The sequence below is a fragment of the Candidatus Neomicrothrix sp. genome (assembly GCF_035329545.1).
Taxonomy (GTDB): Bacteria; Actinomycetota; Acidimicrobiia; order Acidimicrobiales; family Microtrichaceae; genus Microthrix; species Microthrix subdominans.
Window position 1 is genome coordinate 19,643 of the sequence record NZ_DAOLGP010000018.1, and the last position, 22,691, is coordinate 42,333.

The 22,691-nt window shown below is 69.9% G+C and carries 18 protein-coding genes; 9 read left to right on the top strand and 9 right to left on the bottom strand.

All coding sequences use genetic code 11. The features are described from left to right. The gene (locus tag PKD89_RS11280) at positions 1-2,661 is read right to left on the bottom strand and encodes a DUF2157 domain-containing protein (protein ID WP_289012023.1); all 2,661 of its coding nucleotides are present in this window, start codon (positions 2,659-2,661) and stop codon (positions 1-3) included. Positions 2,662-2,774: 113 nt separating this feature from the next. Here PKD89_RS11280 and PKD89_RS11285 point away from each other — a divergent pair, with 113 nt between their 5' ends. After that, positions 2,775-3,074 (top strand): 4a-hydroxytetrahydrobiopterin dehydratase, encoded by a 300-nt coding sequence (locus tag PKD89_RS11285; RefSeq protein WP_287379050.1) that lies wholly within the window; start codon positions 2,775-2,777, stop codon positions 3,072-3,074. Between the two features lie 28 nt (positions 3,075-3,102). Here PKD89_RS11285 and PKD89_RS11290 read toward each other — a convergent pair whose 3' ends face one another. Next, positions 3,103-4,125, bottom strand: coding sequence for a TIGR03621 family F420-dependent LLM class oxidoreductase (locus PKD89_RS11290; protein ID WP_287379049.1), 1,023 nt, complete (start codon positions 4,123-4,125; stop codon positions 3,103-3,105). Positions 4,126-4,195: 70 nt separating this feature from the next. Next, entirely contained in the window at positions 4,196-5,761 is a 1,566-nt protein-coding gene (gene guaB, locus PKD89_RS11295) for an IMP dehydrogenase (protein WP_287379048.1), read from the bottom strand. Between the two features lie 90 nt (positions 5,762-5,851). On the opposite strand from guaB, the gene PKD89_RS11300 reads away from it, so the two are divergent. Beyond that, positions 5,852-7,843, top strand: a complete 1,992-nt coding sequence (locus tag PKD89_RS11300; protein ID WP_287379047.1) for a peptidoglycan DD-metalloendopeptidase family protein — start codon at positions 5,852-5,854, stop codon at positions 7,841-7,843. Between the two features lie 119 nt (positions 7,844-7,962). On the opposite strand, the gene sufU is transcribed toward PKD89_RS11300, so the two are convergent. From sufU to PKD89_RS11315, 3 genes are all read right to left on the bottom strand, one after another. After that, complete coding sequence (sufU, locus tag PKD89_RS11305; protein ID WP_287379046.1) at positions 7,963-8,436, bottom strand: Fe-S cluster assembly sulfur transfer protein SufU; 474 nt, start codon at positions 8,434-8,436, stop codon at positions 7,963-7,965. 98 nt (positions 8,437-8,534) lie between these two features. Next, complete coding sequence (locus PKD89_RS11310) at positions 8,535-9,791, bottom strand: SufS family cysteine desulfurase (RefSeq protein ID WP_287379045.1); 1,257 nt, start codon at positions 9,789-9,791, stop codon at positions 8,535-8,537. A 171-nt stretch (positions 9,792-9,962) separates the two neighbouring features. Then, on the bottom strand, positions 9,963-10,589 hold the full coding sequence (locus tag PKD89_RS11315; RefSeq protein WP_287379044.1) for an MBL fold metallo-hydrolase: 627 nt from the start codon (positions 10,587-10,589) through the stop codon (positions 9,963-9,965). Positions 10,590-10,745: 156 nt separating this feature from the next. Between PKD89_RS11315 and PKD89_RS11320 the strand changes: the two genes are divergently transcribed. After that, on the top strand, positions 10,746-12,356 hold the full coding sequence (locus tag PKD89_RS11320) for a cysteine--tRNA ligase (protein ID WP_289012024.1): 1,611 nt from the start codon (positions 10,746-10,748) through the stop codon (positions 12,354-12,356). 129 nt (positions 12,357-12,485) lie between these two features. Here PKD89_RS11320 and PKD89_RS11325 read toward each other — a convergent pair whose 3' ends face one another. After that, positions 12,486-12,890, bottom strand: coding sequence for a type II toxin-antitoxin system VapC family toxin (locus PKD89_RS11325; protein ID WP_287379042.1), 405 nt, complete (start codon positions 12,888-12,890; stop codon positions 12,486-12,488). Positions 12,891-12,948: 58 nt separating this feature from the next. Then, entirely contained in the window at positions 12,949-13,260 is a 312-nt protein-coding gene (locus PKD89_RS11330) for a type II toxin-antitoxin system Phd/YefM family antitoxin (RefSeq protein WP_289012025.1), read from the bottom strand. A gap of 169 nt (positions 13,261-13,429) precedes the next feature. Here PKD89_RS11330 and PKD89_RS11335 point away from each other — a divergent pair, with 169 nt between their 5' ends. From PKD89_RS11335 to PKD89_RS11360, 6 genes are all read left to right on the top strand, one after another. Beyond that, positions 13,430-14,545 (top strand): acyl-CoA dehydrogenase family protein, encoded by a 1,116-nt coding sequence (locus PKD89_RS11335; RefSeq protein WP_289012026.1) that lies wholly within the window; start codon positions 13,430-13,432, stop codon positions 14,543-14,545. A gap of 71 nt (positions 14,546-14,616) precedes the next feature. Further along, positions 14,617-15,060 carry a hypothetical protein gene (locus tag PKD89_RS11340; RefSeq protein WP_287379039.1) on the top strand — a complete coding sequence of 148 codons (444 nt, stop codon included), beginning with the start codon at positions 14,617-14,619 and terminating at the stop codon, positions 15,058-15,060. Between the two features lie 45 nt (positions 15,061-15,105). After that, positions 15,106-15,324, top strand: coding sequence for a hypothetical protein (locus PKD89_RS11345; protein ID WP_287379038.1), 219 nt, complete (start codon positions 15,106-15,108; stop codon positions 15,322-15,324). Between the two features lie 130 nt (positions 15,325-15,454). Further along, positions 15,455-16,213, top strand: a complete 759-nt coding sequence (locus PKD89_RS11350; RefSeq protein ID WP_287379037.1) for an alpha/beta hydrolase family protein — start codon at positions 15,455-15,457, stop codon at positions 16,211-16,213. A gap of 109 nt (positions 16,214-16,322) precedes the next feature. Continuing rightward, positions 16,323-19,067: a pyruvate dehydrogenase (acetyl-transferring), homodimeric type gene (gene aceE / locus PKD89_RS11355; protein WP_289012029.1), complete on the top strand. Its 2,745-nt coding sequence runs from the start codon at positions 16,323-16,325 to the stop codon at positions 19,065-19,067. A 1-nt stretch (position 19,068) separates the two neighbouring features. Next, positions 19,069-20,196, top strand: a complete 1,128-nt coding sequence (locus PKD89_RS11360) for a ribonuclease H (RefSeq protein ID WP_287379035.1) — start codon at positions 19,069-19,071, stop codon at positions 20,194-20,196. A 163-nt stretch (positions 20,197-20,359) separates the two neighbouring features. On the opposite strand, the gene PKD89_RS11365 is transcribed toward PKD89_RS11360, so the two are convergent. Further along, positions 20,360-22,663 (bottom strand): molybdopterin-dependent oxidoreductase, encoded by a 2,304-nt coding sequence (locus PKD89_RS11365; protein WP_289012030.1) that lies wholly within the window; start codon positions 22,661-22,663, stop codon positions 20,360-20,362. Between the last annotated feature and the right edge of the window lie 28 nt (positions 22,664-22,691).

Here is a 22,691-nt window from a genome sequence, read left to right on the forward strand (position 1 = left end):
TCAGCGCAGCGACCGAAGTTGACGGTGCAGCGAGCGCAGCTCGGCCCGGCGGCGCTCGAACGTGGCCCCGGTGACGAGCAACACCGCGCCGGCGGTGCCGAAAGTGAGGTAGCGGGGCAGCGATCCGACCAGCGGCGCCACCTCGACGAACGACAGCGTCACCACGCAGCACGCTCCGGCAACGACCGGGGCACCCAGCCTGAGCAGGCCACCGACGATGACGAGCAGCGCACCGACGGCGATGAGCGCCAGCATCCGGGCGCCGCCATCGGCGATCGCGACCATCGATGACGGCACCAGGGCAACGACCAGCGCCGGTGACAACGACATCCAGGAGCCCCGCTGCGGGGAACGCCGCATCGCCTCGGCGCCCAGCGCCAGCAGCACCAGCGCGCCCGGCACGGTGTAGGCCTCGACGAGCCCCACCCCGGCGATCCCCAGGGCCAGCCAGGCGGCGAACTGGGAGAGCACTGCGCCGACCGCAGCGGCAAGGCCCTGTCGGATGAGGATGGAGACGGCGAACCAACAGATCGCGCCGATCAGCAGGTTGACCGTGCCGGAGACGGCTGCCTGGCGGTCGATCGAGTCGACCACCGCCACGACCAGGGCCACCGCCTGGGCACCGAGCATCAGGGCGATGAACGGGCGGGCGACGGTGCTCCAGATGGCGCCGGCGACCGATCGGGGACCCCGGCCCGCCGCAGCGACTTCCTCGGCGGCCCACACGACGGCGGCAGCCGCCACGGCGAGGACGCCCGAGGTGGTGACGGCGACGATGGCCACCCAGGTCGGCCCGGCGTCGAACAGCGCTGCGGTCGAGGCGGCGCCGACGACGGTGAGCAGGCCGGCCACGCCGGCCAGGCCGGTGCTTTCGATGGTCCGTCCCGCCCGCCCGGTCAGCACGGCGAGGAGCGCAGCGACGCCGGTGAGCGCCCACCACAGGTCCAGGTCGTCCCCGACGAACCCCAGCGCGAGCGCAGCGGCTGCGGTGGTGCCCGCCGCTGCCCATCCCGCGGCCCGGATGGCCGCGCCCGCTGCGCCGCTGATCGAGATCGCAGTCACGGCGGCCGCGCCGGCCGCGGCTGCCAGGGTCAATACGATCGCCCAGGTGAGCTGGCTCACGCCGATCAACGGCGGCAGCGCCATGGCCAGATAAGCGATCAACACCACCGCAGCGGCAGTGAGAGGTCCGATCCAGGCCCTTCGGTTGCGATGTCGGGCGAGGATCATCAGGGCGCCGACGACGGCTGCGGTGACGATCATCGCCACGGCGAGGACCTCGGCCCAGGAGTAGTCGGCGCCGGCGGTGCCCTCCGGGGTGCCGCCGAGGCGTGTCGTCAAGTCGTCAAGAGCACTGCCGCCGGCGGCGAGGAGCACCCACGTCGTCCCCGCCAGGACGAGGCCGGCGACGAGCGCCCCGCCCCACCTGGAGCGCTGCGGGGTTGTGCAGGCGGCGAGCACGGCCAACGCAGCGCCGGTGGCCACCCACACGGTGAGCGAGAGTGCGTCCGGGGCCAGCGCCGTCCACGCCCCGAGCGCCGCAGCGGCTGTTCCGGCCGCCGCCAGGTTGGTCCAGGCCGAGCCGAGCTGCGGCAGCAACGCCGCCAGGGTCGCAGCGATCGCCGCCCCCGCCAGAATCGCCGCGGCGGCGGTCGGCTCGTTCAGCGCCAGCGCCATGCTCGCCGACACAAACCAACCGGCGGCCGCGGTCAGCAGCGCCATGCCCACCACCGGTGAGGCCGGCGACCAGCGTCGCTCACGGGTGCCCAGCGTGACGACGATCGCCTGCACGATGCCGACGACAGCCACCCCGGCGATGCCCACCTGGGTCAGGCCCGGATCCCCCAGCGTGAGGTCGAACCCGGTGCTCGAGTGGCGGCCGAGCGCCGCCCCCACCGCCATCGGCAAGGTCAGCTGCGCAGCGACCACGCCGATCAGGGCCCCGGACGATGGCGGGGCCAGGCCGCCGGCTCCGCCCCAGCGCCGGGTGGCGGCGCCCAGGGCGGCGAGCAACGCCAGGCCACCGCTCCAGAACCGGAGATCGCCTGCGCCGGCGCCGAGGGCGTCGCCGAACACCGCAATGTCGACCAGCACCATGGCCGCGGCCAGGCACAGCACCGCTTCGCCCGTCGCCCTCAGGCCCCGACGGTGCAGCGCCAGCCCGCCAAATCCGGCCACCACCGTTGCGGCCAGCAGCACGGCGGCCTGGCCGGCAGGGTTGAGCCGACCCCACCCGACGGCGGCAAACACGGCGACGGCGATCGCCAGGCACAACACGCCGAGGCCCAGAAGCAACGCCTGGGTTCCCCGGCCGTTGCCGCCGGCCGGTCGTCCGCGCTCAGCGGCCTGGTGAGGCGGCTGACCGGCGGCCGTCGGGCTGGCCGGCTCCAAGGCGGCGAGCACTTCTCCACGACGCCGCTCGTTGGCCTCCAGGTCGTGCGCAACGATCGCCAGGACCTCGTTCCGGTACCGATGGAGCTCCCCATGGCGGCGGTTGAGGTCGCTCAGCTCGGCGACGAGGGGTCCGCCGAGGGCGAGGTGGCAGCTGGGGCAGGCCGCGTTGGGGGTGCCGATGGCGGCGCTGAGGCGGGCGCCGCAGCGGGGACAGGCGCCCACAGCGGGCTGGGCGGCGCTGGTGGCGCTGGTGTCGGGCGTGGTCATGGGAGTGATCCTGGCCCGGTTTGGAACCGGTTGGAATCGGAGATAGCCCCTACGGTGGCCTGGGGGAGGCCCCAGGCGTCCCCTGACGACGAGTTTGAACGAAAGGCAACATCATGGGCGCACGGGCAGAGGGCGACGAGGGGCTGACCGACGACGAGCTCCGGGCGGCGCTCAATGAGTTGCCGGGGTGGCGGCTGGCCGAGGGAGCCCTGCACCGCACCTTTGAGTTCGCCGATTTCTCCGAGGCCTTTGCGTTTATGATCCGGGTGGCACCGCTGGCCGAGGAGGCCAACCATCACCCCGATTGGTCCAACAGCTACAACACGGTGACGATCGACCTGATCAGCCACGACGTCGGCACCCTCACCGACCGCGATATCACCCTGGCCAAGGCGATCCAGCGGGTGGCCTAACCACGTCGGGGTCGCCACGACCACGGCGCTAGGTGCCGGACAGCTCGGCGATCAGCGGCGCCATCTCCATGGCGTCGGGGCCCTGCAACGTGATGTAGCTGATGCCCCAGCGTTCGCGCCGTTGGCGCAGGGTGGCGGCCATCTCCTCGAACGACCCCAGCAGGATGGCGGGCGCCTCAAGGACCGTCTCGGTGCTGAAGTCGCCCCCCGAAGCATCGTCGTTGGTGGCGCCGCCGGTCGCCGCTGCGTTGACCGCATCGCCCACCCCTTTGGGGATCTCGGGCTCCGCGCTGAACATGGCGGCGATGCCCTCGGCCATGCCCCTGGCATCGTCGGTGACGGTGGCCAGAAACACGAGAACGTTCAGCTCGATGTCGTCGAAGCGGTCCCCGGCACCGCGTTTGATCCACTCCAGCTTCTGGTCGACCCGGTCGGCGGCAAAGTCGCGGGCGGCCTCTGCGTCGACCGCACCGGAGGGGATCCGGGGGTTGATCCCGACGATGTCGGCGTGAGCGCCGGCGATGCCGAGCATGCGCGGCCCGCCGGCGCCGATCATCAGCGGAGGGCCGCCCGGCGCGTGTGGCCGGGGCAACCCTTCCAGCGCATCGATGCAGTAGTGCTCGCCGTCGTGGCTGAACTCGCTCTCGCGGAAGAGACCTTTGAGCACGATGAGCGCCTCCTCGAAGCGGTCGACCCGCACCTTGGGCGCGTCATAGTCCAAGCCCGCCTTCTCGTAGTCCCAGCGCATCCAGCCGGCGCCCAGGCCCAACTCGACCCGCCCGCCTGACAGCTGGTCGATGGTGGCGAGTTCCTTGTGCAGCACCACCGGGTGGCGGTAGTCGTTGTCGAAGACCAGTGCGCCCACCCGCAACCGCTCGGTGACGGCCGCCGCCCAGGTCATCGCCGCCAAGGGCGCCAGTTGATCGCCGAAGTGGTCGGGCATGTGCAGGGCCGAGAAGCCCGCCTCCTCGACCCGGCGGGCGGTGTCACCCCAGGACGTGCCGGGTAGGGGCTGGGAGAGCTGGATGGCGAAGCGGAAGGGCCTGGTCATCGGCCCATCGTTGCACTCGGCGGCGACACCGCACCGGAATGTGGGCTCGCGTGGGAGGACCGGGCCGGGCTCAGCGCAGCCGGTAGTTGGGGGCCGCCTCGGTGATCGACACGTCGTGGGGGTGGCTCTCCCGCAACCCGGCGGAGGTCATGCGCACAAACCTGGCCTCGCTGCGCAGCCGGTCGAGGTCGCCGCACCCGGTGTAGCCCATCGCCTGTTGCAGGCCGCCCACCAGCTGACCGACAACGTTGCGCAGCGGTCCCTTGTAGGGCACCCGAGCCTCGATGCCTTCGGGCACCAGCTTGTCCGCCTCGGTGATGTGGGCCTGGAAGTAGCGGTCCTTGGAGAACGAGCGGGCCTTCATTGCCCCCATCGAACCCATGCCTCGATACTCCTTGTACCGCTCGCCTTGGTAGAAGACGATCTCGCCCGGGCTTTCATCCACCCCGGCCAGGTAGCTGCCCAGCATGACGGTGTTGGCCCCCGCACCGATCGCTTTGGGGACGTCGCCGGTGTACTGGATGCCGCCGTCGGCGATCACGGGGATGCCGTGGCGCCTGGCGACCTCGGCGCACTCCCACACGGCGGTGATTTGGGGAACCCCGACGCCGGTCACCACCCGGGTCGTGCAGATCGAACCCGGGCCGATGCCCACCTTGATCGCATCGGCGCCGGCGTCGATCAGCGCCTGGGCGGCCTCGCCGGTGGCGATGTTGCCTGCGGCGATCGGCCCGGCCCACTCGGCGCGCAGGTTGCGCACCGTCTCGAGCACCGACGAGGAGTGGCCGTGGGAGGTGTCGACGATCAATGCGTCCACGCCGACGTCGATGAGCAGCTTGGCCCGGTCGAGCGCATCGGGCCCCACACCCAGCGCGGCGGCCACGCGCAGGCGGCCGTCGGCGTCCTTGGTTGCCTCGGGGTGGTCCATCCGCTTCTGCAGGTCCTTGACGGTGATCAGGCCGCACAGCCTGCCGCCCGAATCGACGACGGGAAGCTTTTCGATTTTGTGGCGGGCGAACAGCACCTGGGCCTGATCGAGCGTGGTGCCCTCCGGAGCGGTCACCAACGGCAGCGGCGTCATCACCTCGGAGATCAGCTGGGTGTCATCGGTCTCGAAGCGCAGGTCGCGGTTGGTGAGGATGCCGACGAGTAACCCGGCATGATCGGTGATCGGCACCCCTGATATGTGAAACCGGGCCATCAGGTCGAGCGCATCGGACACCGGACGGTTCGCCGTCAGGGTGACCGGGTCGGAGATCATGCCCGACTCGGACCGCTTCACGCGGTCCACCTCGTGGGCCTGTTCTTCGGGCGACAGGTTGCGATGGACCACGCCAAGCCCGCCCATCCGCGCGAGTGCGATCGCCATGCCCGCCTCGGTGACCGTGTCCATGGCCGCCGACACGATCGGGACGGCCAGGCGAATGTCCTGAGCGAACGATGCCGACGTGTCGACGTTTTGGGGGAGTACGTCGGAGGCTGCGGGCATGAGCATGACGTCATCGAAGGTCAGCCCGGGTGGGCCGAAGCGGGCGACGAAGTCGGATTCTTCGTCCCCGCTGTCGTTTGCGGGCTCCGAAGCGTAAGGTAGGCCGCTCGACCCGGAGCGATCGGGGCGGCGGTGCTGGGTCTCCATAGATGGAGTCTAGCGACGTCTCATGGGCAGTCCCATGGCCGATACTCTGCACACGGTCACGACCCTCTGGCACCTGGTGAGGAACCCCTGTTGAATACCTTGAAGAACCGGTTTGGCCGTCGCTCGCTGGGCGCCACCGTCATGGCCGGGGCGGTCCTCATGGGCACGGTTGTTGCCGTCGCTCCCGTCGGGGCACAGGACCCGACGCCTCCCCCGACCACCGCTGCACCCACGACGACGCCCACAACGGCACGGCCGACCGCGCCCCCGACGACCGCTCCGCCAACGACAGTGGCGCCGACGTCGGCTGCACCGACGACGAGGCCGCCGACCACGCAGGCCCCGCCGCCGGTAGCGCCGACCACCAACGCGCCCGGACCGGCGACGACGCCCCCCGCCCCGCAGGAGCCCGAAGGCCCGCAGGAGACCCTTCCGGAGGCCACCCTTCCCCCCAAGCAGGACGAACCGGAAGATGAGGGCGGCGGCGACGTCGGCGAGCCGGTCACCCCGCCCGGAAACTCGGAAAGCTCCGGTGGCGGCAACACCGGCGGCGGTGCGGTCATCGGCGAGAACCCGATCCGGGAGCTGGCACCCGGCGTGTGGGAGACCCCGGTGCTCATCGGCGGTCAGGCCGGTGTGCAGGGGGTCAGCCTGCGCGAGACGGTCACGAAGGTGCGCAAGGAGGCCGAATCCGCAGCGTTCACGGTTGACGAACAGCGCTCGGCATCCAAGGCCGGGGTCATTGGGGCCGAGACGGCCATGGTGCAGTCCGAGCGGGCGCTCAACGAGGCCCGAGTGGAACTCGAGCGGCGTGAGTCGGCCGCCGAAAAGGCGCGCAAGCAGCTCGCCCGGATGAGCGTCGCCTCCTATACCAACCTGTACGGTGAGAATGACCCCGACATCCTGGCGCTCACTGGCCAGACGATGCGGGCAAGCGCGGTGCGGGAGTATTCGGGCACCGTCCTGGTCGGCGCCGACGAGAACCAGGCCTCGGCCTCCGATGGCCTCGATGGGGCCAAGGCTGCGGTCATGAAAAACACCGCCAACCGCGACAGCGCCAAGGCTGCGCTGGCGGAGAGCCGCAAGGCGCTCGCCGAGACCGAGGCCAGCTTGGCCAAGGTCGTCTCCGAGGCGAGTGCGCTGAATTTGGATCAGGCCCCAGCAGCCGCCCCCGAGGAGGCCCCCGCAGAGCAGCCGGCGGCGCTGCCCGACCTGCCCGAGGGCGCTCTGGCATCGACGACGACCGGCGGCGACCCGACCGCAGGCGCTGGGCCCGATGCGGCGTTGAACGCGCTGGTGAGCAACGACCTGACCGTCACCTACCCGATCGCCGGCGACTGGAACTTCGTCGACTCATGGGGCTTCGAGCGGGCGGGCGGCAAGCGCTCGCACAAGGGCAACGACCTGTTCTCCCGCTACGGCAACCCGGTGGTGGCCGTTGAGGACGGCGTCGTGCGGGTGGCGACCAACAGCCTGGGCGGCAACACGGTGTACCTGTACGGCCGGTCGGGCAACCGTTACTACTACGCCCACCTCTCTGCGGTTGAGGATGGCATCGACGGCCAGCAGGTGGAGGTCGGGCAGGTGATGGGCAAGGTTGGTACCTCCGGCAACGCCATCGGCACGCCGCCGCACCTGCACTTCGAGGTGCAGCCCGCCGGCGGCGAAACCTCCAACCCGTACCCGATGCTCAAGGCTCTCGCCATGACGGTCGCCCAGGCCCGTCAGGGCGGGGCCACCCCCACGGTGCGGGCTCAAGACCTGCTCGTGTTGCCCGACCAACTCGGTCGCACGCTGTGGGCCGAGGGCAAGGTCCGCTCGGACACGCTGGGCCGCCTCGGCTCCGACGACTGGATCAAGCTGATCAACCGCACGGTGCTTCCGGTGGAAGCGCTGTCGCTGGGCGATCCGGCGGTCGCCGCCGAGGTATCGACCCGCCTTGGTGACAAGGTCGACCCGGCAGCGCTGCCCACCGTCACCGGCGGCGTGGCGCCGACGACGGCGCCTCCGGTGCCGATCCCGGCGGGCGCTAAGCCCCCCATGGCCGCTCCGCCGACCAGCCAGGCGGGCCCGGCCGGGTAGTTGCCGCCAGGCTCGATCGGCTCTGGAGCGACCTCGAGTCTGCGCGGGAGCCTGCGAAGCCGTCCCGGGCTTGAGGGCGAGGCGGCGCCAGCGCAGCCTGTCGGCCCGAGACTCAGACGTTACGCGGTTGCCTCGTCGAGTGCATGGACGAGGGTGTTCCAGCTGAGGGTGGCGCACTTGATGCGGACCGGGAACTTCACGACCCCCTGAAGCGCCGCCAGGTCACCCAGATCGGGGCTGTCCGCCGTCTCGGTCGGCGCGTCGTCGTCGTCGCCGCTCAGTTCGGTCTCGTGGCTCGACATCATCTGCTTGAATGAGCCGACGAGGGCACGCACCTCGTCGACCGAACGGCCCTTGATCGCAGCGCTCATCATCGAGGCGGACGACTGGCTGATCGAGCAGCCCTGCCCATCGATGGCGACGTCGGTGACGACGCCGTCGTCAACGGCCAGGTAGACGACCACCTCGTCCCCGCACAACGGGTTGAACCCCTCGGCCTTGACGGCCGGTGGGGTGTCGAGCTGCCCGCGATGGCGGGGGCTGCGGTAGTGATCGAGGATGATCTCTCGGTACAGATCCTCAAGACCGGCCATGGTGGCTCCGGAGGGTTGGTCGGTCGAGCCCCGAAGGCCCGGCCAGGTGCGGGTGGCGAGCGTCGCAGGCTGCGGCGCACGTTGTGGAGAAAGAACGGTTACAGAAAGAACTCGGCCGTGGCGTCCAGGGCGTCCGCCAGGGCATCGACATCGTCGGGTGTGTTGTACAGGTACCAGGAGGCGCGTGCGGTTGCCCCGACTCCGAGCTCCTTCATGAGCGGCTTGGCGCAGTGGTGCCCGGCCCGCACCGCCACGCCGTGCTCGTCGAGGATCTGCGACACGTCGTGGGGGTGCACGTCGCCGAGGGCGAAGCTCATCACGCCCGCCCGCTGGCCGGGCTCCGCCGGCCCGTGAATCGTCAGCCGCTCGCCGAAGCGTTCGGTCAGCGTCCGGAAGGCATAGGCCGACATCGCCTGTTCGTGAGCCAAGACGTTGTCCATGCCCAGCTCCTCGAGGAAGGCGACCGCCTCGCCGAGGCCGATGATCTCGGCGATCGGTGGGGTGCCGGCCTCAAACTTGTGCGGGATCTCGTTGGCGGTGAACCCGTCGAGGCGGACGTCGCGGATCATCGACCCGCCGCCAAGGAACGGCGGCATCTCCTCAAGGAGGGTCCGACGGCCCCACAACACGCCGATGCCGGTCGGGCCGCACATCTTGTGCCCGGAGAAGGCCAGGAAGTCGGCGCCGAGCTCTTCGACGTCGCAGCGGCTGTGGGGCACGAACTGGCAGGCGTCGACGCACACGACGGCGCCGGCTTGGTGGGCGGCATCGGCAATGCGCCGAACCGGGGTCAGGGTGCCGGTGACGTTGGAGGCGGCGGTGACGCCGACCAGCTTGGCGCCGTCGAGCAGGGTGTCGAGTGAGCTCAGGTCGAGTTGGGCGTCGTCGGTCAGCGGGATCCAACGGATCTCGAAGCCCTTCTCGGCGGCCAGCATGTGCCACGGCACGATGTTGGCGTGGTGCTCGAGCATCGAGAGCACGATGGCATCCCCGGGCCCGAGGTTGGCTCGTCCCCAGGAGCCGGCAACCAGGTTCAGCGATTCGGTGGCGTTCTTGGTGAACACGACCTCGGCAGCGTCGGCGGCACCGATAAACCGAGCGATGTCGCGGCGCGCCTGCTCCACCGCCGTCGTCGACTGTTCGGAGATCTCGTACACGCCGCGGTGAACGTTGGCGTTGATCGTCTCGTAGAAGCGCGACATGGAGTCGATGACCCGCTGGGGCTTCTGTGAAGATGCAGCGCTGTCCAGAAAGGCCATGCGATGGCCCTTGATCTCCCGCTGGAGTACGGGGAACTGCGCCCGGATGGCAACCGAGTCGAGGGGGTCGCCAGGCAGGTTGCGCAGGTCGTTCATGCGCTCACCGGATGATGGGAGAGCTTGGCCATGGGCTTCAGTGTATTTCTCCTAGATCGAAAGTCGAAAGAGGGACCCGTCACCTTAGGACGCCGGGCGAGGCCGCCCCCACAGGCTGGTCGGACCGTTCGGTCCGCACGACGAGGTGACCGTGGCAGCGCCCGCTGGAGCTCACCAGCCGCGCTCGACCCACTCGTCAAGATGTGGTGCCTCGGCGCCGATCGTCGTGTGGTCGCCGTGTCCCGGCAGCACGAGGGTGTCGCCACCGAAGGGGCGGAACAGCCGCTGTTCGAGCGACTCGATGATCGTCGGGAAGTCGCCGCCCTCGAAGGTGGTGTTGCCCGGCCCGCCCGGAAACAGGGTGTCGCCCGAGAACAGCACCGGGGTGCCCTCGATGGCAAAGCACATCGAACCGGGCGTGTGGCCGGGCGTGTGGATCGTGCGCAGCCGGAGGTCACCAACCTCGATCAGCTCGTCGTCGGCCAGGATCTCGTCATAGGACGGCAGCATCGACGCGTCCTCGGAGGTCACACCCACCGAATAGCCGGCGTCGCGCATCTCGGTCACCGCCTGTATGTGGTCCCAGTGCCCGTGGGTTTCGAGCACTTGGCGCACCCCGAGGCTTCGAGCCAGCTCCAACAGGAGGTCGTGTTCGTTGGCGGCGTCGATCAGCACGGCGTCGCCGGTGGATCGACAGCGCAGCACGTAGACGTTGTTGTCCATCGGCCCGACGACCACCTGGTGGATCTCGGCGGCGGTGTCGGACCAGATGCGGGTCGTGTCGGTTTCGAGGGCCATGTGTTGAGGGTACCGCCGCCGGTCGCGTCGGGTTCCCCGCGGCAGCGTCCCCGGCCAAGCTGTGCCCATCGTTGACCCAGAGCGCTCTGTTCCTCGTCGCTCAACCGGCTCCTGCCGTCGATGATCGACCGGCGGGAGCTGGGCCATGATGGTGCCATGGCCCCTCCCACCGACCCGGCCGCCCCGTTGGGCGCCGCTGCGCCCGCTGCCCTGGCCGACCTTCGCCTGCACGACACGCGCCGGCGCAGCATCGAGCGCTTCGAGCCGATCGATGCCCCCCACGTCGGCATCTATACCTGCGGCCCCACCGTGTATGCGCCTCAGCACCTGGGCAACATGATCAGCCAACTGACGCCGGACCTGTTGCGGCGGGTGCTGCTGGTCGCCGGGTACGACGTCACTTACGTCACCAACATCACCGACGTCGGGCACCTGACCGACGACGGCGACGACGGCGACGACAAGGTCGAAGCTGCGGCGAAGCGCACCGGGCGGACCGCCGCCGAGATCGCGGCCCACTACACCGAGCAATGGGCCACCGACCGCCGCCTGCTCGGCTGCCTCGAACCCGACGAGCTGCCCCGGGCGGCTGCACACGTCGCCGAGCAGATCGAGATGATCACCATGCTCGAGTCCGGCGGGCACGCCTACGTCATCGACGACGGCGTCTACTTCGACATCGCCACGTTCCCCACCTACGCCGACTTCGCCAGGCTCAACGTGGCCGCCCAGACCGGCAGCGGACGGGTGGACAACACCGGCGCCAAGCGCAACCCGGCCGACTTCGCCCTGTGGAAGTTCACCGCCCCAGGGGTCACCCGCCAACAGGAGTGGGACTCGCCGTGGGGTCGGGGCTTCCCCGGCTGGCACATCGAGTGCTCGGCGATGTCGAGGCGCTACCTGGGCGACTCGTTCGACATCCACACCGGCGGCATCGACCACATCGGCGTGCACCACACCAACGAGGTGGCCCAGAGCGAGTCGGCGCTGGGCGTGCACCCTTGGGTTCGGTTCTGGGTGCACAACGAGTTCCTCAACCTGTCCGGCGCCAAACTCTCGAAGTCGGCGGGGCACGTGCTGACCGCCGACACCCTCATCGAGCGGGGTTACGACCCGCTGGCGTTCCGGTATCTGTTTCTCACCGGCCACTACCGCCAGCAAAAGGACTTCACCTGGGAGGCGATGGACCAGGCGGCCGCCGCCTTCAGGCGGTTGTCCAAGGTTGCGGCGACCGGCCGTGCCCAGGCGCTGGGCCCCGACGGCGGAGGCGAGGCGCCGCCTGAGGGGGCGCCGACGGCACAGGCGGCGGATGCGTCCGATCTCACGGTGGCGGAGCCGTCCGATCTCACAGCGGTCCAGCTGCCGGTCGGCGCCGCCGCCTACCTGGACGACCCGGCTGTGGCCGGGTACTCCACCCGAATCTGGGAGGCGCTGGCCGACGACCTGGCGGCCCCACGGGCGCTGGCGGTGATCTGGGAGGCCGTGCGGGACGAGGCGCTGAGCTCAGCGCAGCGGTGGGCGCTGCTCGCCGACGCCGACCGCGCCCTGGGCCTCGGCCTGGCCGCTGCGGTCGATCCCGACGAGGCCGCCGACGCCACCGGGTCGGACCAGCGGATCGACGAGTTGCTCGCCGAGCGGGAGGCGGCGCGCGGCGAGCGGAACTTTGCTCGAGCGGATGAGATTCGAGACCTGCTTGCGACCGAGGGAGTAGCGATCACCGACACCGCCGACGGGGCCACCTGGCGGCGGACCTCCGGAGACGGCTGAGCGCCCCGGGCGACCCGCACCTGGCGGACCGAACCTGGCGTGCCGGGCCGCTCGCCGTCGCCCGCCCAACGGTTGAGTCGGTTCTCGGGAGTCTTCGGTTCTCGGGAGTCTTCGGTCCCTGGGGGAGCTTCAGTCCTCGGGAATCGAGAAGCCCAGAGCCAGCGCCACCGGGATCTGGGCCGGGTCGAACGTCAGGTAGGTGATGGGCCTTGGCAACCGGTCGGCGGCGGCCAGGTGCAGCGCATCGACGGTGCGCAGGGGTTGGGTGCGGCCCAGCTCGGCGGCGCGGTCCAGGCACTTGCGGTCGAGGGGTACGACGGCGCAGCGCTCCCAATCGTCTCGCAGGGAGCGACGCAGCTCGTCGGAGCGCTCGCCGTCGAGGCCCAGCCGGTCGATCAGCATCATTGCCTCGCTCAGCACCAGCGCCGAGGCGCACCAGTCCGGATCCGCGGCCATGGCACGCAGCGCCACCGCGTGGGTGGGGCCCTCCAGGTAGCGGGCGAGCAGGCCGGTCGTGTCCATGGCCAACGTCATGTGGGCCTCGCCGGCCGGGTCTCGTCCTGCAAGAAGGGCTGTGCATGCCAGGTGAAGTTCATCGGCCTCGCACCTCGCGGACGAGGGTGTCGAGGCGAACCCCGGCCCAGGTGGGCACGGTGATCGACGGCTCGGGCCGGTCGGCGCGGCGCGGCGCATCCACGTCGCCCCGGGCGATCAGGTCGGCCAGCGTGGGCGGGCCGGCGGTCGGCTCGACCGGGCCCAGCTGGGCCACCGGCCGTCCCGCCACCGTGATCACCACCCGCTCGCCCGCACCGGCACGCCGCACCAGCGCCGCCAATTCGCTGCGCAGCCGCCGCACCCCGATCTCGATCGTCCCGGCGGGGCGGGTTCCATCACCCTGATCCATGCGGTCACGCTATCCGCCCGGCTGACTATGGCGTACACAGATGTACACACACCGAGATGACACGGCGGCCGGCACGCGATCACACTGGTCCCAACACCACATGACCACACCGCACCGCTCGGATGGCGAACACGCCATCGACGAGGGGTCGTGACCCAGGGGGACATCCATGAACTTCGCCTTCTCCGAAGAGCAAGAGGAACTGCGCAAGGTCGCAGCCGACTTTTTGACCAACAAAAGCAGCGAGGCCGAGGTCCGCCGCCTGATGGAGACCGAGGACGGCTACGACCCGGCGGTGTGGAGCCAGATGGCCGAGCAGTTGGGATTGCAGGGTCTGGCGATTCCCGAGGAGTTCGGCGGGTCGGGGTATTCCTATGTCGAGCTGTGCGTGATCTTTGAGGAAATGGGCCGCCGCCTGCTGTGTGCGCCGTTCTTCTCGACGGTCGCCCTGGCCGCCAACGCGCTGTTGCAGTCTGACGACGCCGCCGCCAAGGCCGAGTACCTGCCCGGGATCGCCTCGGGCGAGACGATCGCCACCGTGGCCTTCACCGAGGAGAACGGCCGCTGGGACGAGTCCGGCATCGAGATGGAGGCTGCCGCCTCTGACGACGGCCACACTCTGACGGGTACCAAGAGCTACGTCATCGACGGCCACCTCGCTTCGTTGATCATCGTCGCTGCCCGCACCGCCGAGGGCGTCAGCCTGTTCGCGGTCGACGGTGATGCCTCCGGGCTGACCCGCACGTCGCTGTCGACGATGGACCAGACCCGTAAGCAGGCCAAGCTCGACTTCGATGCGACGCCGGGCAAGCTGATCGGCGCCGCTGGCGGAGGCTGGCACACGCTCACCAAGATGCTGCAGCTGGCGGTGGTCGCCCTCGCTTCCGAGCAGATGGGCGGCGCCCAGGAGTGCCTCGACTCCGCCGTGCAGTACGCCAAGGACCGGGTGCAGTTCGGTCGGCCGATCGGCTCGTTCCAGGCGATCAAGCACAAGCTGGCCGACATGCTGCTCGAGGTGGAGTCCGGTAAGTCGGCCGCCTACTACGCCGCCTGGTGCGGTGCGGAGATGAACGACGAGCTGACCTCGGTGTCGTCGCTGGCCAAGGCCTACTGCTCGGAGGCCTACTTCCACACGACCGCCGAGAACATCCAGATCCACGGTGGCATCGGCTTCACCTGGGAGCACCCGGCCCACCTGTACTTCAAGCGGGCCAAAAGCTCCGAGCTGCTCTTCGGCGACCCGACCTACCACCGGGAACTGCTCGCTCAGGCGATCGGCATCTGAACGCCCCGGTAGCGTGAGCGCGTGAACGTGTTCGGTCCCACCGGTCGTCCAATTTCGACGGGAGCAACGCGATGATCGCCCTCTTTTGGGTGCTGTGCGCGCTGGTGTCCTTTGTGATCGCCGCGGTGGCGGTCGGGTCGGTCACCGGCGTGCAGGCCCAGCGGCCGATGCGGGCGGTGTACGTGGTCGAGGACGCGGTCGACTACGTCGCCGATCACCTGCCGCCGGACGTGGCCGCTCAGATCAGCTACGACGACGTGCGGGCGGTGATCGAGGCCCACATCGCCTACATGTCCCGGCGCGGGTTGGCCTCGCCCCGCACGTTCGACACGGTGGCCGACGACCTGGTCGTCGTCGACGAGGACGAGCCGCTGGCCTGGGTGCTCGGCGAGGTGGAGGACCGCGACCTGAGCGACGAACAGGTGGTGATCGTGCTGCGCGCCGAGGGGGAGTTTCAACGCAGCATCGGGGCGGTCGGCTCGGCGCTCGGCGACGACCCCGTTGGCGACGAGTAACCTTCGCCCAAAACCCCGCTCGGCACCGTTGGAGGAGCTTGCGCCATGGAGCGTCCCAAGCAGTTTTCTGAGAATCAGTACGTCGGCGACAAGCGCACGCAGGTCGTGTACGACGTCGATGCCATCTCGGGCGCCGACGAGGCGTTGATCACCGAGCTGATGACGGCCGAGACCTACATCTGTTTCGGTCCCGACACGTTGGCGGAGGCCCACAACCGGGGCTATCGCCCCTACGGCGGACGCAGGGCGACGGCATCGAGCTGATCGGTCGGGGAGCCGCTGCCGTGTGCACTTCGAGCAGAGCCGCTTTCCCGTGGAGTCGGGCCTCCCCGCAGGTACTCGATGCCACGAGGTCGCTCGACCGGGCCGGGCTGGCGGTCAACGGAGCTGGGCCGTGGCCTGGCTGAGGTTCAGCTCGGAAGGGCTGTCGCTGGCCGGGTATCTGGCAGCGCCGGCCGGTCCACGGCCGTCGGATCACGGGGTCGTGCTGTGCCACGGCTACCCCAACAAGGGTCGCGGTGCCGAGAACTCCGGTAAATCATTCCCCCAGCTGGCCGATCGCCTCAGCGAGTCCCTCGGGTGGCCGGTGTTGACGATCAACTTCCGGGGGTGCGCCAAGTCGGAGGGCGACTTCTCCCTCGACGGTTGGCAGCACGACATTGCCGCCGCCATCGACGAGGTGGCCGCTTTGGGCATCGCCCACGTGTGGCTCGTCGGGTTCGGCACCGGCGGTTCGCTGTGCATTTGCGAGGGAGCGTCCAACCCCAAGGTGGCGGGCGTTGCCGCCGCCGGATCCCCGGCCGACTTCGACGACTGGGCCAAACACCCCCGCGACCTGCTGGAGCACTCCCGGCTGGTCGGGGTGATCCGCGACGACGACTTCCCCGCCGATGAGGACGCCTGGGGGCGTGCCCTGCGCTCCACCCGCCCATTGGACCGGGTGACCGAACTGGCCTCCCGGCCGCTGTTCTTGTTGCACGGTTCGGCCGACGAGGTGGTGCCGGCCGTCGACCCGCTGGCGCTGGCCGACGCCCACGGCACCGCCGAGTTTCGCCTGATCGAGGGGGCCGGGCACGAGTTGCGCCACGACCCCCGGGCGGTGGCGATGCTCACCGGCTGGCTGTCGCGCACCTCCCGGTCGCTGCAGTCCTAGTCGGGTACACCAAACGCAGCGGTGGACCCTCCGACACTCTGGTTCGTGGACCCACTCCCAAGCCGAGCGCCGTAGTCTGGCCTCACGCCCGCAACGACGAGGAGTTCCGATGCTCAACGATGCGTTCTCGCACCAGCTGCCCGACATCGACCCTGGCGAGACCCAGGAATGGCTCGATTCGCTGGAGGCGGTGGTCGAGCACCGGGGCAAGGCGCGGGCCCGATACCTGCTTGCCCGTCTGGGTGAGGCGGCGCATGCCGGTCAGCTGGGGGTGGCGGCATCGGTGTGGACGCCCTACATCAACACGATCCCCACCGACGTTCAGCCGTGGTTTCCCGGCGACTTCGAGATGGAGCGGCGCATTCGGGCATTCATCCGTTGGAACGCGGTCGCGATGGTGATCCGCGCCAACCGGGCCTCGCCGGGCATCGGCGGACACCTGGCCACCTATGCATCCTCCGCTGCGCTCTACGAGGTGGGCTTCAACCACTTCTTCCGGGGACAGGCCGACGGTACGCCCGGCGACCACGTCTACATCCAAGGTCACGCCTCGCCGGGCATCTATGCACGCGCCTTCCTCGAGGGTCGCTTCGACGAGGCCGACCTCGACCGTTTCCGCCTCGACATCGACACGCCCGACCGTTCGGGGCGGGGCCTGACGAGCTACCCCCACCCCCACATGATGGGTGACTTCTGGCAGTTTCCCACCGTGTCGATGGGCCTGGGGCCGATCAACTCGATCTACCAGGCACGCTTCGATCGGTACCTGCACAACCGGCGCATCGACGACACGTCCAACTCGCGGGTGTGGGCCTTCCTTGGCGACGGTGAGGTCGACGAGCCCGAGACCCTGGGGGCGATCAACCTGGCCGCACGCGAGGGCCTCGACAACCTCACCTGGGTGATCAACTGCAACCTGCAGCGTCTCGATGGGCCGGTGCGCGGCAACAACAAGATCATCCAGGAGTTGGAGGGTGTCTTCAGGGGGAACGGGTGGAACGTCATCAAGGTTGTCTGGGGGGCCGCTTGGGACGAGCTGTTGGCCAATGACGTCGACGGGGTGTTGCTCGAGAAGATGAACACGACGGTCGATGGTGAGTTTCAGCGCTACGCCACCGAATCGGGTGCCTACATCCGCGAGCACTTCTTCGGGCCGGATCCCCGGCTGCGCAAGCTGGTCGAGCACCTGTCCGACGAGGAACTCCAGAGCCTGCCCCGCGGCGGCCACGACTACTCCAAGGTGTACGCCGCCTACCGGTCGGCCACCGAGATGGCGGGTGCCCCGACGGTGATCCTGGCCAAGACGGTGAAGGGTTGGGCGCTCGGGTCGAAGGTCGAGGGCCGGAACTCCACCCACCAGATCAAGAAGATGGACACCGAGCAGCTGCGCGAACTGCGCCAACGTCTGCACCTCGAGTCCGACGTCTCGGAGGAGGCGATCGCCGACGGTGATCCGCCGTACCTGCGTTTCAGCGAGGATTCGCCCGAACACCGCTACTTGATGGAACGTCGGCGCAACCTGGACGGGCCGCTGCCCGCCCGCTCGCTGCCCGTGCGTCGCGGCCTCGGTGCAGTGGAGGGCCACACGTGGGACGAGCTGCTGTCGGGTTCGAACGGCCAGCAGGTGTCGTCGACGATGGCATTCACCCGGCTGCTGCGCAGCTTGGCCCGGGATCAGACGGTCGGTGATCGGGTGGTGCCGATCGTGCCCGACGAGGCCCGGACCTTCGGGATGGACGCGCTGTTCCGCGAGCTGGAGATCTACGCCGCGCAGGGTCAGCGCTACGAGCCGGTCGACCACCACCTGTTGTTGTCCTACGTCGAGTCGGCCCAAGGCCAGATCCTCGAGGAGGGCATCACCGAGGCCGGGTCCATGGCGTCGTGGACCGCCGCGGCAACCTCCTATGCCACCACCGGCGTGCCGATGCTGCCGTTCTTCATCTTCTATTCGATGTTCGGCTTCCAGCGGGTCGGCGACCTGATCTGGGCCGCCGGCGACGCCCGGGCTCGCGGGTTTCTGCTTGGGGCGACCGCCGGTCGCACCACGCTTGAGGGCGAGGGGCTCCAACACACCGACGGGCACAGCCAACTGCTCGCCTCGACCGTGCCCAACTGCCGGGCCTACGACCCGGCGTTCGCCTGGGAGATGGCCCTGATCATCAAGGACGGCCTCGCACGGATGTACCCGGCGTCGACCGCCGGCGACCCCGCCGGCGGCGAGGACGTCTTCTATTACCTCACCCTGTACAACGAGAACTACGAGATGCCGCCGGCCCCCGAGGCCGAGGGCGGCATCGAGCAGCTGACCGAGTGGGTCACTCGCGGGTTGTACCGCAGCCATGCCGCCCCCGAAGCGACCCACCGCGGGTCGGTCCTGTACTCCGGCACGGGTTGGTCGGCGGCCGTCGAGGCTCAGCGGATCCTGGCGGAGGACTACGACGTCGGGGTCGACCTGTGGTCGGCCACCTCCTACAACGAGCTGCGTCGGGAGGCGCTGGCAGTCGAGCGGTGGAACCGACTGCATCCGGAGTCGCCCGAGCGGACGCCGCTCATTACCGAGCTGCTGTCCGAGGGCGAGGGGCCGGTGTTGGCGGTCTCGGACTTCCTGTCGTCGTGGGCCGATCAGGTGGTCCGCTGGGTGCCCCGGCCGTTGACCGTGCTGGGTACCGACGGATTCGGACGCTCCGACGACCGCGCCCACCTGCGGCGCTTTTTCGAGACCGACGCCGCCCACGTGGTCGTCGGTGTGCTGTCGGCCATGTCCCGCAGCGGGACGATCGAGGCCTCGCTGGCAATGAAGGCGATCGACCGCTTCGGCATCGACGCCGACGTCGATCCGCCCTGGACCCTCTGACGTGGTTCGCGTCTGGACCGACGGGGCCTGCCTCGGCAACCCGGGCCCCGGCGGTTGGGGGTGGGTGGACGAGCGCGGCGAGTGTGACTCCGGAGGCGAACGGGGCACGACCAACCAGCGCATGGAACTCCAAGCGGCGCGTCAGGCGGTGGCGGCGCACCCCGGTGCGGTCGAGGTGGTGTCCGATTCCAAATACGTCGTGTCGGCGTTCAACGAGGGGTGGATCGACGGCTGGCTGCGCCGGGGCTGGAAGAACTCCAAGAAGGAGCCGGTGGCCAACCAGGACCTGTGGAAGCCGTTCGTCGACGAGGTGGCTGCGCACGGCCAGGTCACCTTCAGCTGGGTGAAGGGCCACGCCGGCGATCCGATGAACGAGGAGGCCGACCGGTTGGCCACCGAGGCGGCTGCAACGGTCGCCGCCGGAGGCTCCAACTCCGCCGGCGGAGCCAACTCCGCCGGCGGAGCCAACTCCGCCGCCGCCGGCTCTGCTCCCGCCGCGGTGGCAACGATCATCGCGGTCTCCGAATCGGGAGGCGGGTCTTCCGCCGACGGAGCAGGCTCCGATCCCGCCAGCGTCGATGCCTCAACGGCTGTCACCACCGATGAGGCGCCGACCGGTCGCAGCGCCGATCGGCGCGCCCCCGATGGGTATCGCTATGCCGTCTCCGGCATCCGTCGACTCGACGCCCGGTCGTTGGCGGCGGCGCGCAGCCAGCTGGCCAAGATCCTTTCCGCCCAGGGCGAGTTTCATCCCGACCTGGTTGTGCTGTCCGGGTTGCGCCCTGGGCCCGAAGCGATCGGAGCGCAGGTGGCCCTCGACGCCGGGATCGCCGTGGTGGCGGTGTTGCCGTGGCCCGACCCGCAGGCGACGCTGCGTTCGGCCGACCGCTCCGCGTTCGCCGAGTTGCTGGGGCGGGTGGCCGACACGGTCGTGCTCGAATCGAAGGCCCCGTCCGACGCCGACGGTCGCAGCCAAGCGCTGGCTCGACGCGACGGCTGGCTGGCCAAGGTGGCCGACGGGGCGCTGCTCGTCCGACGGGGCGACACGACCGAGGGTCGGGCGCTACTGCGCCGCTTCGGCCGTCTGGGTGACGAGGTGTGGGACCTCGACCTGTCCGCCCTTCCGTAGCCGATCTCCGGTCTGGCTTCGTCCCCCGGGCCCCCTCAGTAATCACACCCACGGTCCAACTGGGTGTGATTGCTGTGGGACGGGCCACAGCAATCACACCCAGAGGCGGCTTGGGTGCGATCGCTGTGGGCGGCCATCCCTTCCGTCCGAGCGTGGATCGACCTCAGGCCCGGGCGACCTCGACGGGGATGCCGGACAGCACGGCGGTGCCGGTGATCGCCTCGACGTCGTCCTCGTCGGTGAGCAGGTTGGAGTTCACCCCGGCGCGCTCGTTGGCCACCGCCAGCCGGGTGCCGGGCTGGTTGTGGCCCCAGCCGTGGGGGAGCGACACCACTCCGGGGGCGATGTCCTCGGTCAGCTCCACCGGTACCTCCAACTGGCCTACCCGCGACGACACCACGCACAGCTCGCCGTTCGTCAGCCGCAGCGGCGCGGCATCGTCGGGGTGGATGTGCAGGGTGCAGCGCTCCTTGCCCTTGACGAGCACCTCGACGTTGTGCATCCAGGAGTTATTGGAGCGCAGGTCGCGACGCCCAACCAGGACGAGGGAGCCGTCCTCCCCGTCGTCGAGCAGTGCGGTGAGTCGCCGCACGTCGGCAACGATCTCGGGAGGTGCGGCCTCGATCCGCCCGGACGGGGTGCGCAGCACCTCGGGCAGGCGAGGCTGAAGCGGGCCCAGGTCGACCCCGTGGGGATGGGCCTCCAGCTCGTTCAGGCTGAGCGGCGGAACCGAGATGGGACGGCCCTCCTCGTCGAGCCCCAGCGGCACCGGCTCGGTGACGGCGCCGAAGGCATCACCGTACGGGCCAATCCGCAGCATCAGGTCGAGCATGCGCTCGGGTCCGGTGCGGGGAGCCAGCTCGGCGAGCAGATCGGTGGCGTCCCGGCCGTGCACCGGCCCGGTCTCGTCGGCGACGGCGGCGCCGACCAGAGTGGTGATCATCAGGTCGTCCACGTCGGCCGGGTCGGCCTCGGGTCCCAAGCCCTGAGCAAAGGCTGCCAGCCGGGCCAGGATCTCCCACTCCTCGGGCGTGTCGGGGTCGCGCTCCATGACGGGTGGGGAGTAGTTGGCCACGTTGCGCACGGCCAGCTGGGTGAAGGCCAGGTCGTAATGGGGTCGCTGTATCGGCGAGGGCGGGGGCAACACGATGTCGGCGTGGCGGGTGGTCTCGTTGACGTAGGGGTCGACCGAGATCATCAGCTCCAGGTGTTCCATCGCCGCCTCGAGGCGCGCCGAGTTGGGAGTCGACAGCAGCGGGTTGCCGGCGACCGTGATCAGCACCTTGATCTGGCCGGGGCCGTCGGTGTCGATCTCCTCGGCCAGCGCCGCCACCGGCAGCTCGCCCATCGTCTCGCCCAGGCCGCGCACCCGGGAGGCGAAGCGGCCGATGCGCACGCCACGACCGACGCCGGGGGTGCCCCGGGTGTTGGCGGCGCCGGCGGCGGCCTTGGTGAACATCGCGCCGCCGGCTCGGTCGAGGTTGCCGGTGCACAGGTTGACCAGATCGACCAGCCAACTGGCCAGCGTGCCAAAGCGTTGGGTGGTGGTGCCGATGCGGCCGTAGACCACCGCCGACTTGGCGTCGGCGAGCTGCGCCGCCAACGAGCGGATCTCGTCTGGGCTCACCCCAGAGCGGACGGCGACCGACTCGGGGGTGAACGCCGCCAGCGAGGCGATGGCCTCGTCGAGGTCGACGGTCCACTCCCCAGCGTGGCCCGGATCGACCCGACCGGTTCGCTCCAGTTCGGTGACGACCGCTGCGAGCAACAGCGCATCGGCCCCGGGGCGGATGGCCAGGTGGGTATCGGCTGCCCGCGCCGTCTTGGTGCGGCGCGGGTCGATCACCACCACCCGGCCGCCACGATCGCGTACGGCGGCCAGCCGGCCCGGCCAGTCGGGTGCCGTGGCCAGGCTGCCGTTGGACTCCAGCGGGTTGGCCCCCATGAGCACCACCAGGTCGGTGCGGTCGATATCGGGCACCGCCACCGACAGGGTGGTACCGAACATCAGCCCGGAGGCCACCTCCTTGGGGCGCTGGTCAACCGTGCTGGCCGAGAATACCTTGGGCTTTCCGAGGCCCCGGATCAGCGGCTTGGCGAACAGGGTGCCGTCCAGGTGGTGCACGTTGGGGTTGCCCAGGTAGATCGCCACGCTGTCGCGCCCGTGCGTGTCGATCGCAGTGCGCAGCAACTCCTCAGTGAGGTGCCAGGCCTCGGTCCAGGTGACCGGTTGGGCCGCTCCGGCGGCGGCGCTGCGGGCATTGGGCTGATGCACCGGAGCACGCAAGCGGTCGGGGTCGTCGTGAAGCCGCCCGAGGGTGGTGCCCTTGGGGCACAGATAACCGCCGGAAAACACGTCGTCGCGATCGCCGCGAATGCGGGTCACACGTCCGCCATCAAGCGACAGCTCGAGGCCGCACATCGCCTCGCAGAGCGGACAGGTGGTCACTGCGGTGGAGAGCCCCATCGGTCCATTCAAACCCACGGTGGCGCCA

What these genes read in the sequence shown, in the direction of transcription:
- PKD89_RS11285 (WP_287379050.1), top strand. Translation starts at nt 2,775, where the DNA reads ATGGGCGCACGGGCAGAGGGCGACGAGGGGCTGACCGACGACGAGCTC.
- PKD89_RS11330 (WP_289012025.1), bottom strand. Translation starts at nt 13,260, where the DNA reads ATGGATCAGGGTGATGGAACCCGCCCCGCCGGGACGATCGAGATCGGG.
- aceE (WP_289012029.1), top strand. Translation starts at nt 16,323, where the DNA reads ATGCTCAACGATGCGTTCTCGCACCAGCTGCCCGACATCGACCCTGGC.
- PKD89_RS11365 (WP_289012030.1), bottom strand. Translation starts at nt 22,663, where the DNA reads ATGGGGCTCTCCACCGCAGTGACCACCTGTCCGCTCTGCGAGGCGATG.
- PKD89_RS11325 (WP_287379042.1), bottom strand. Translation starts at nt 12,890, where the DNA reads ATGACGTTGGCCATGGACACGACCGGCCTGCTCGCCCGCTACCTGGAG.
- PKD89_RS11290 (WP_287379049.1), bottom strand. Translation starts at nt 4,125, where the DNA reads ATGACCAGGCCCTTCCGCTTCGCCATCCAGCTCTCCCAGCCCCTACCC.
- PKD89_RS11335 (WP_289012026.1), top strand. Translation starts at nt 13,430, where the DNA reads ATGAACTTCGCCTTCTCCGAAGAGCAAGAGGAACTGCGCAAGGTCGCA.
- PKD89_RS11310 (WP_287379045.1), bottom strand. Translation starts at nt 9,791, where the DNA reads ATGAACGACCTGCGCAACCTGCCTGGCGACCCCCTCGACTCGGTTGCC.
- guaB (WP_287379048.1), bottom strand. Translation starts at nt 5,761, where the DNA reads ATGGAGACCCAGCACCGCCGCCCCGATCGCTCCGGGTCGAGCGGCCTA.
- PKD89_RS11315 (WP_287379044.1), bottom strand. Translation starts at nt 10,589, where the DNA reads ATGGCCCTCGAAACCGACACGACCCGCATCTGGTCCGACACCGCCGCC.
- PKD89_RS11345 (WP_287379038.1), top strand. Translation starts at nt 15,106, where the DNA reads ATGGAGCGTCCCAAGCAGTTTTCTGAGAATCAGTACGTCGGCGACAAG.
- PKD89_RS11320 (WP_289012024.1), top strand. Translation starts at nt 10,746, where the DNA reads ATGGCCCCTCCCACCGACCCGGCCGCCCCGTTGGGCGCCGCTGCGCCC.
- PKD89_RS11280 (WP_289012023.1), bottom strand. Translation starts at nt 2,661, where the DNA reads ATGACCACGCCCGACACCAGCGCCACCAGCGCCGCCCAGCCCGCTGTG.
- PKD89_RS11340 (WP_287379039.1), top strand. Translation starts at nt 14,617, where the DNA reads ATGATCGCCCTCTTTTGGGTGCTGTGCGCGCTGGTGTCCTTTGTGATC.
- sufU (WP_287379046.1), bottom strand. Translation starts at nt 8,436, where the DNA reads ATGGCCGGTCTTGAGGATCTGTACCGAGAGATCATCCTCGATCACTAC.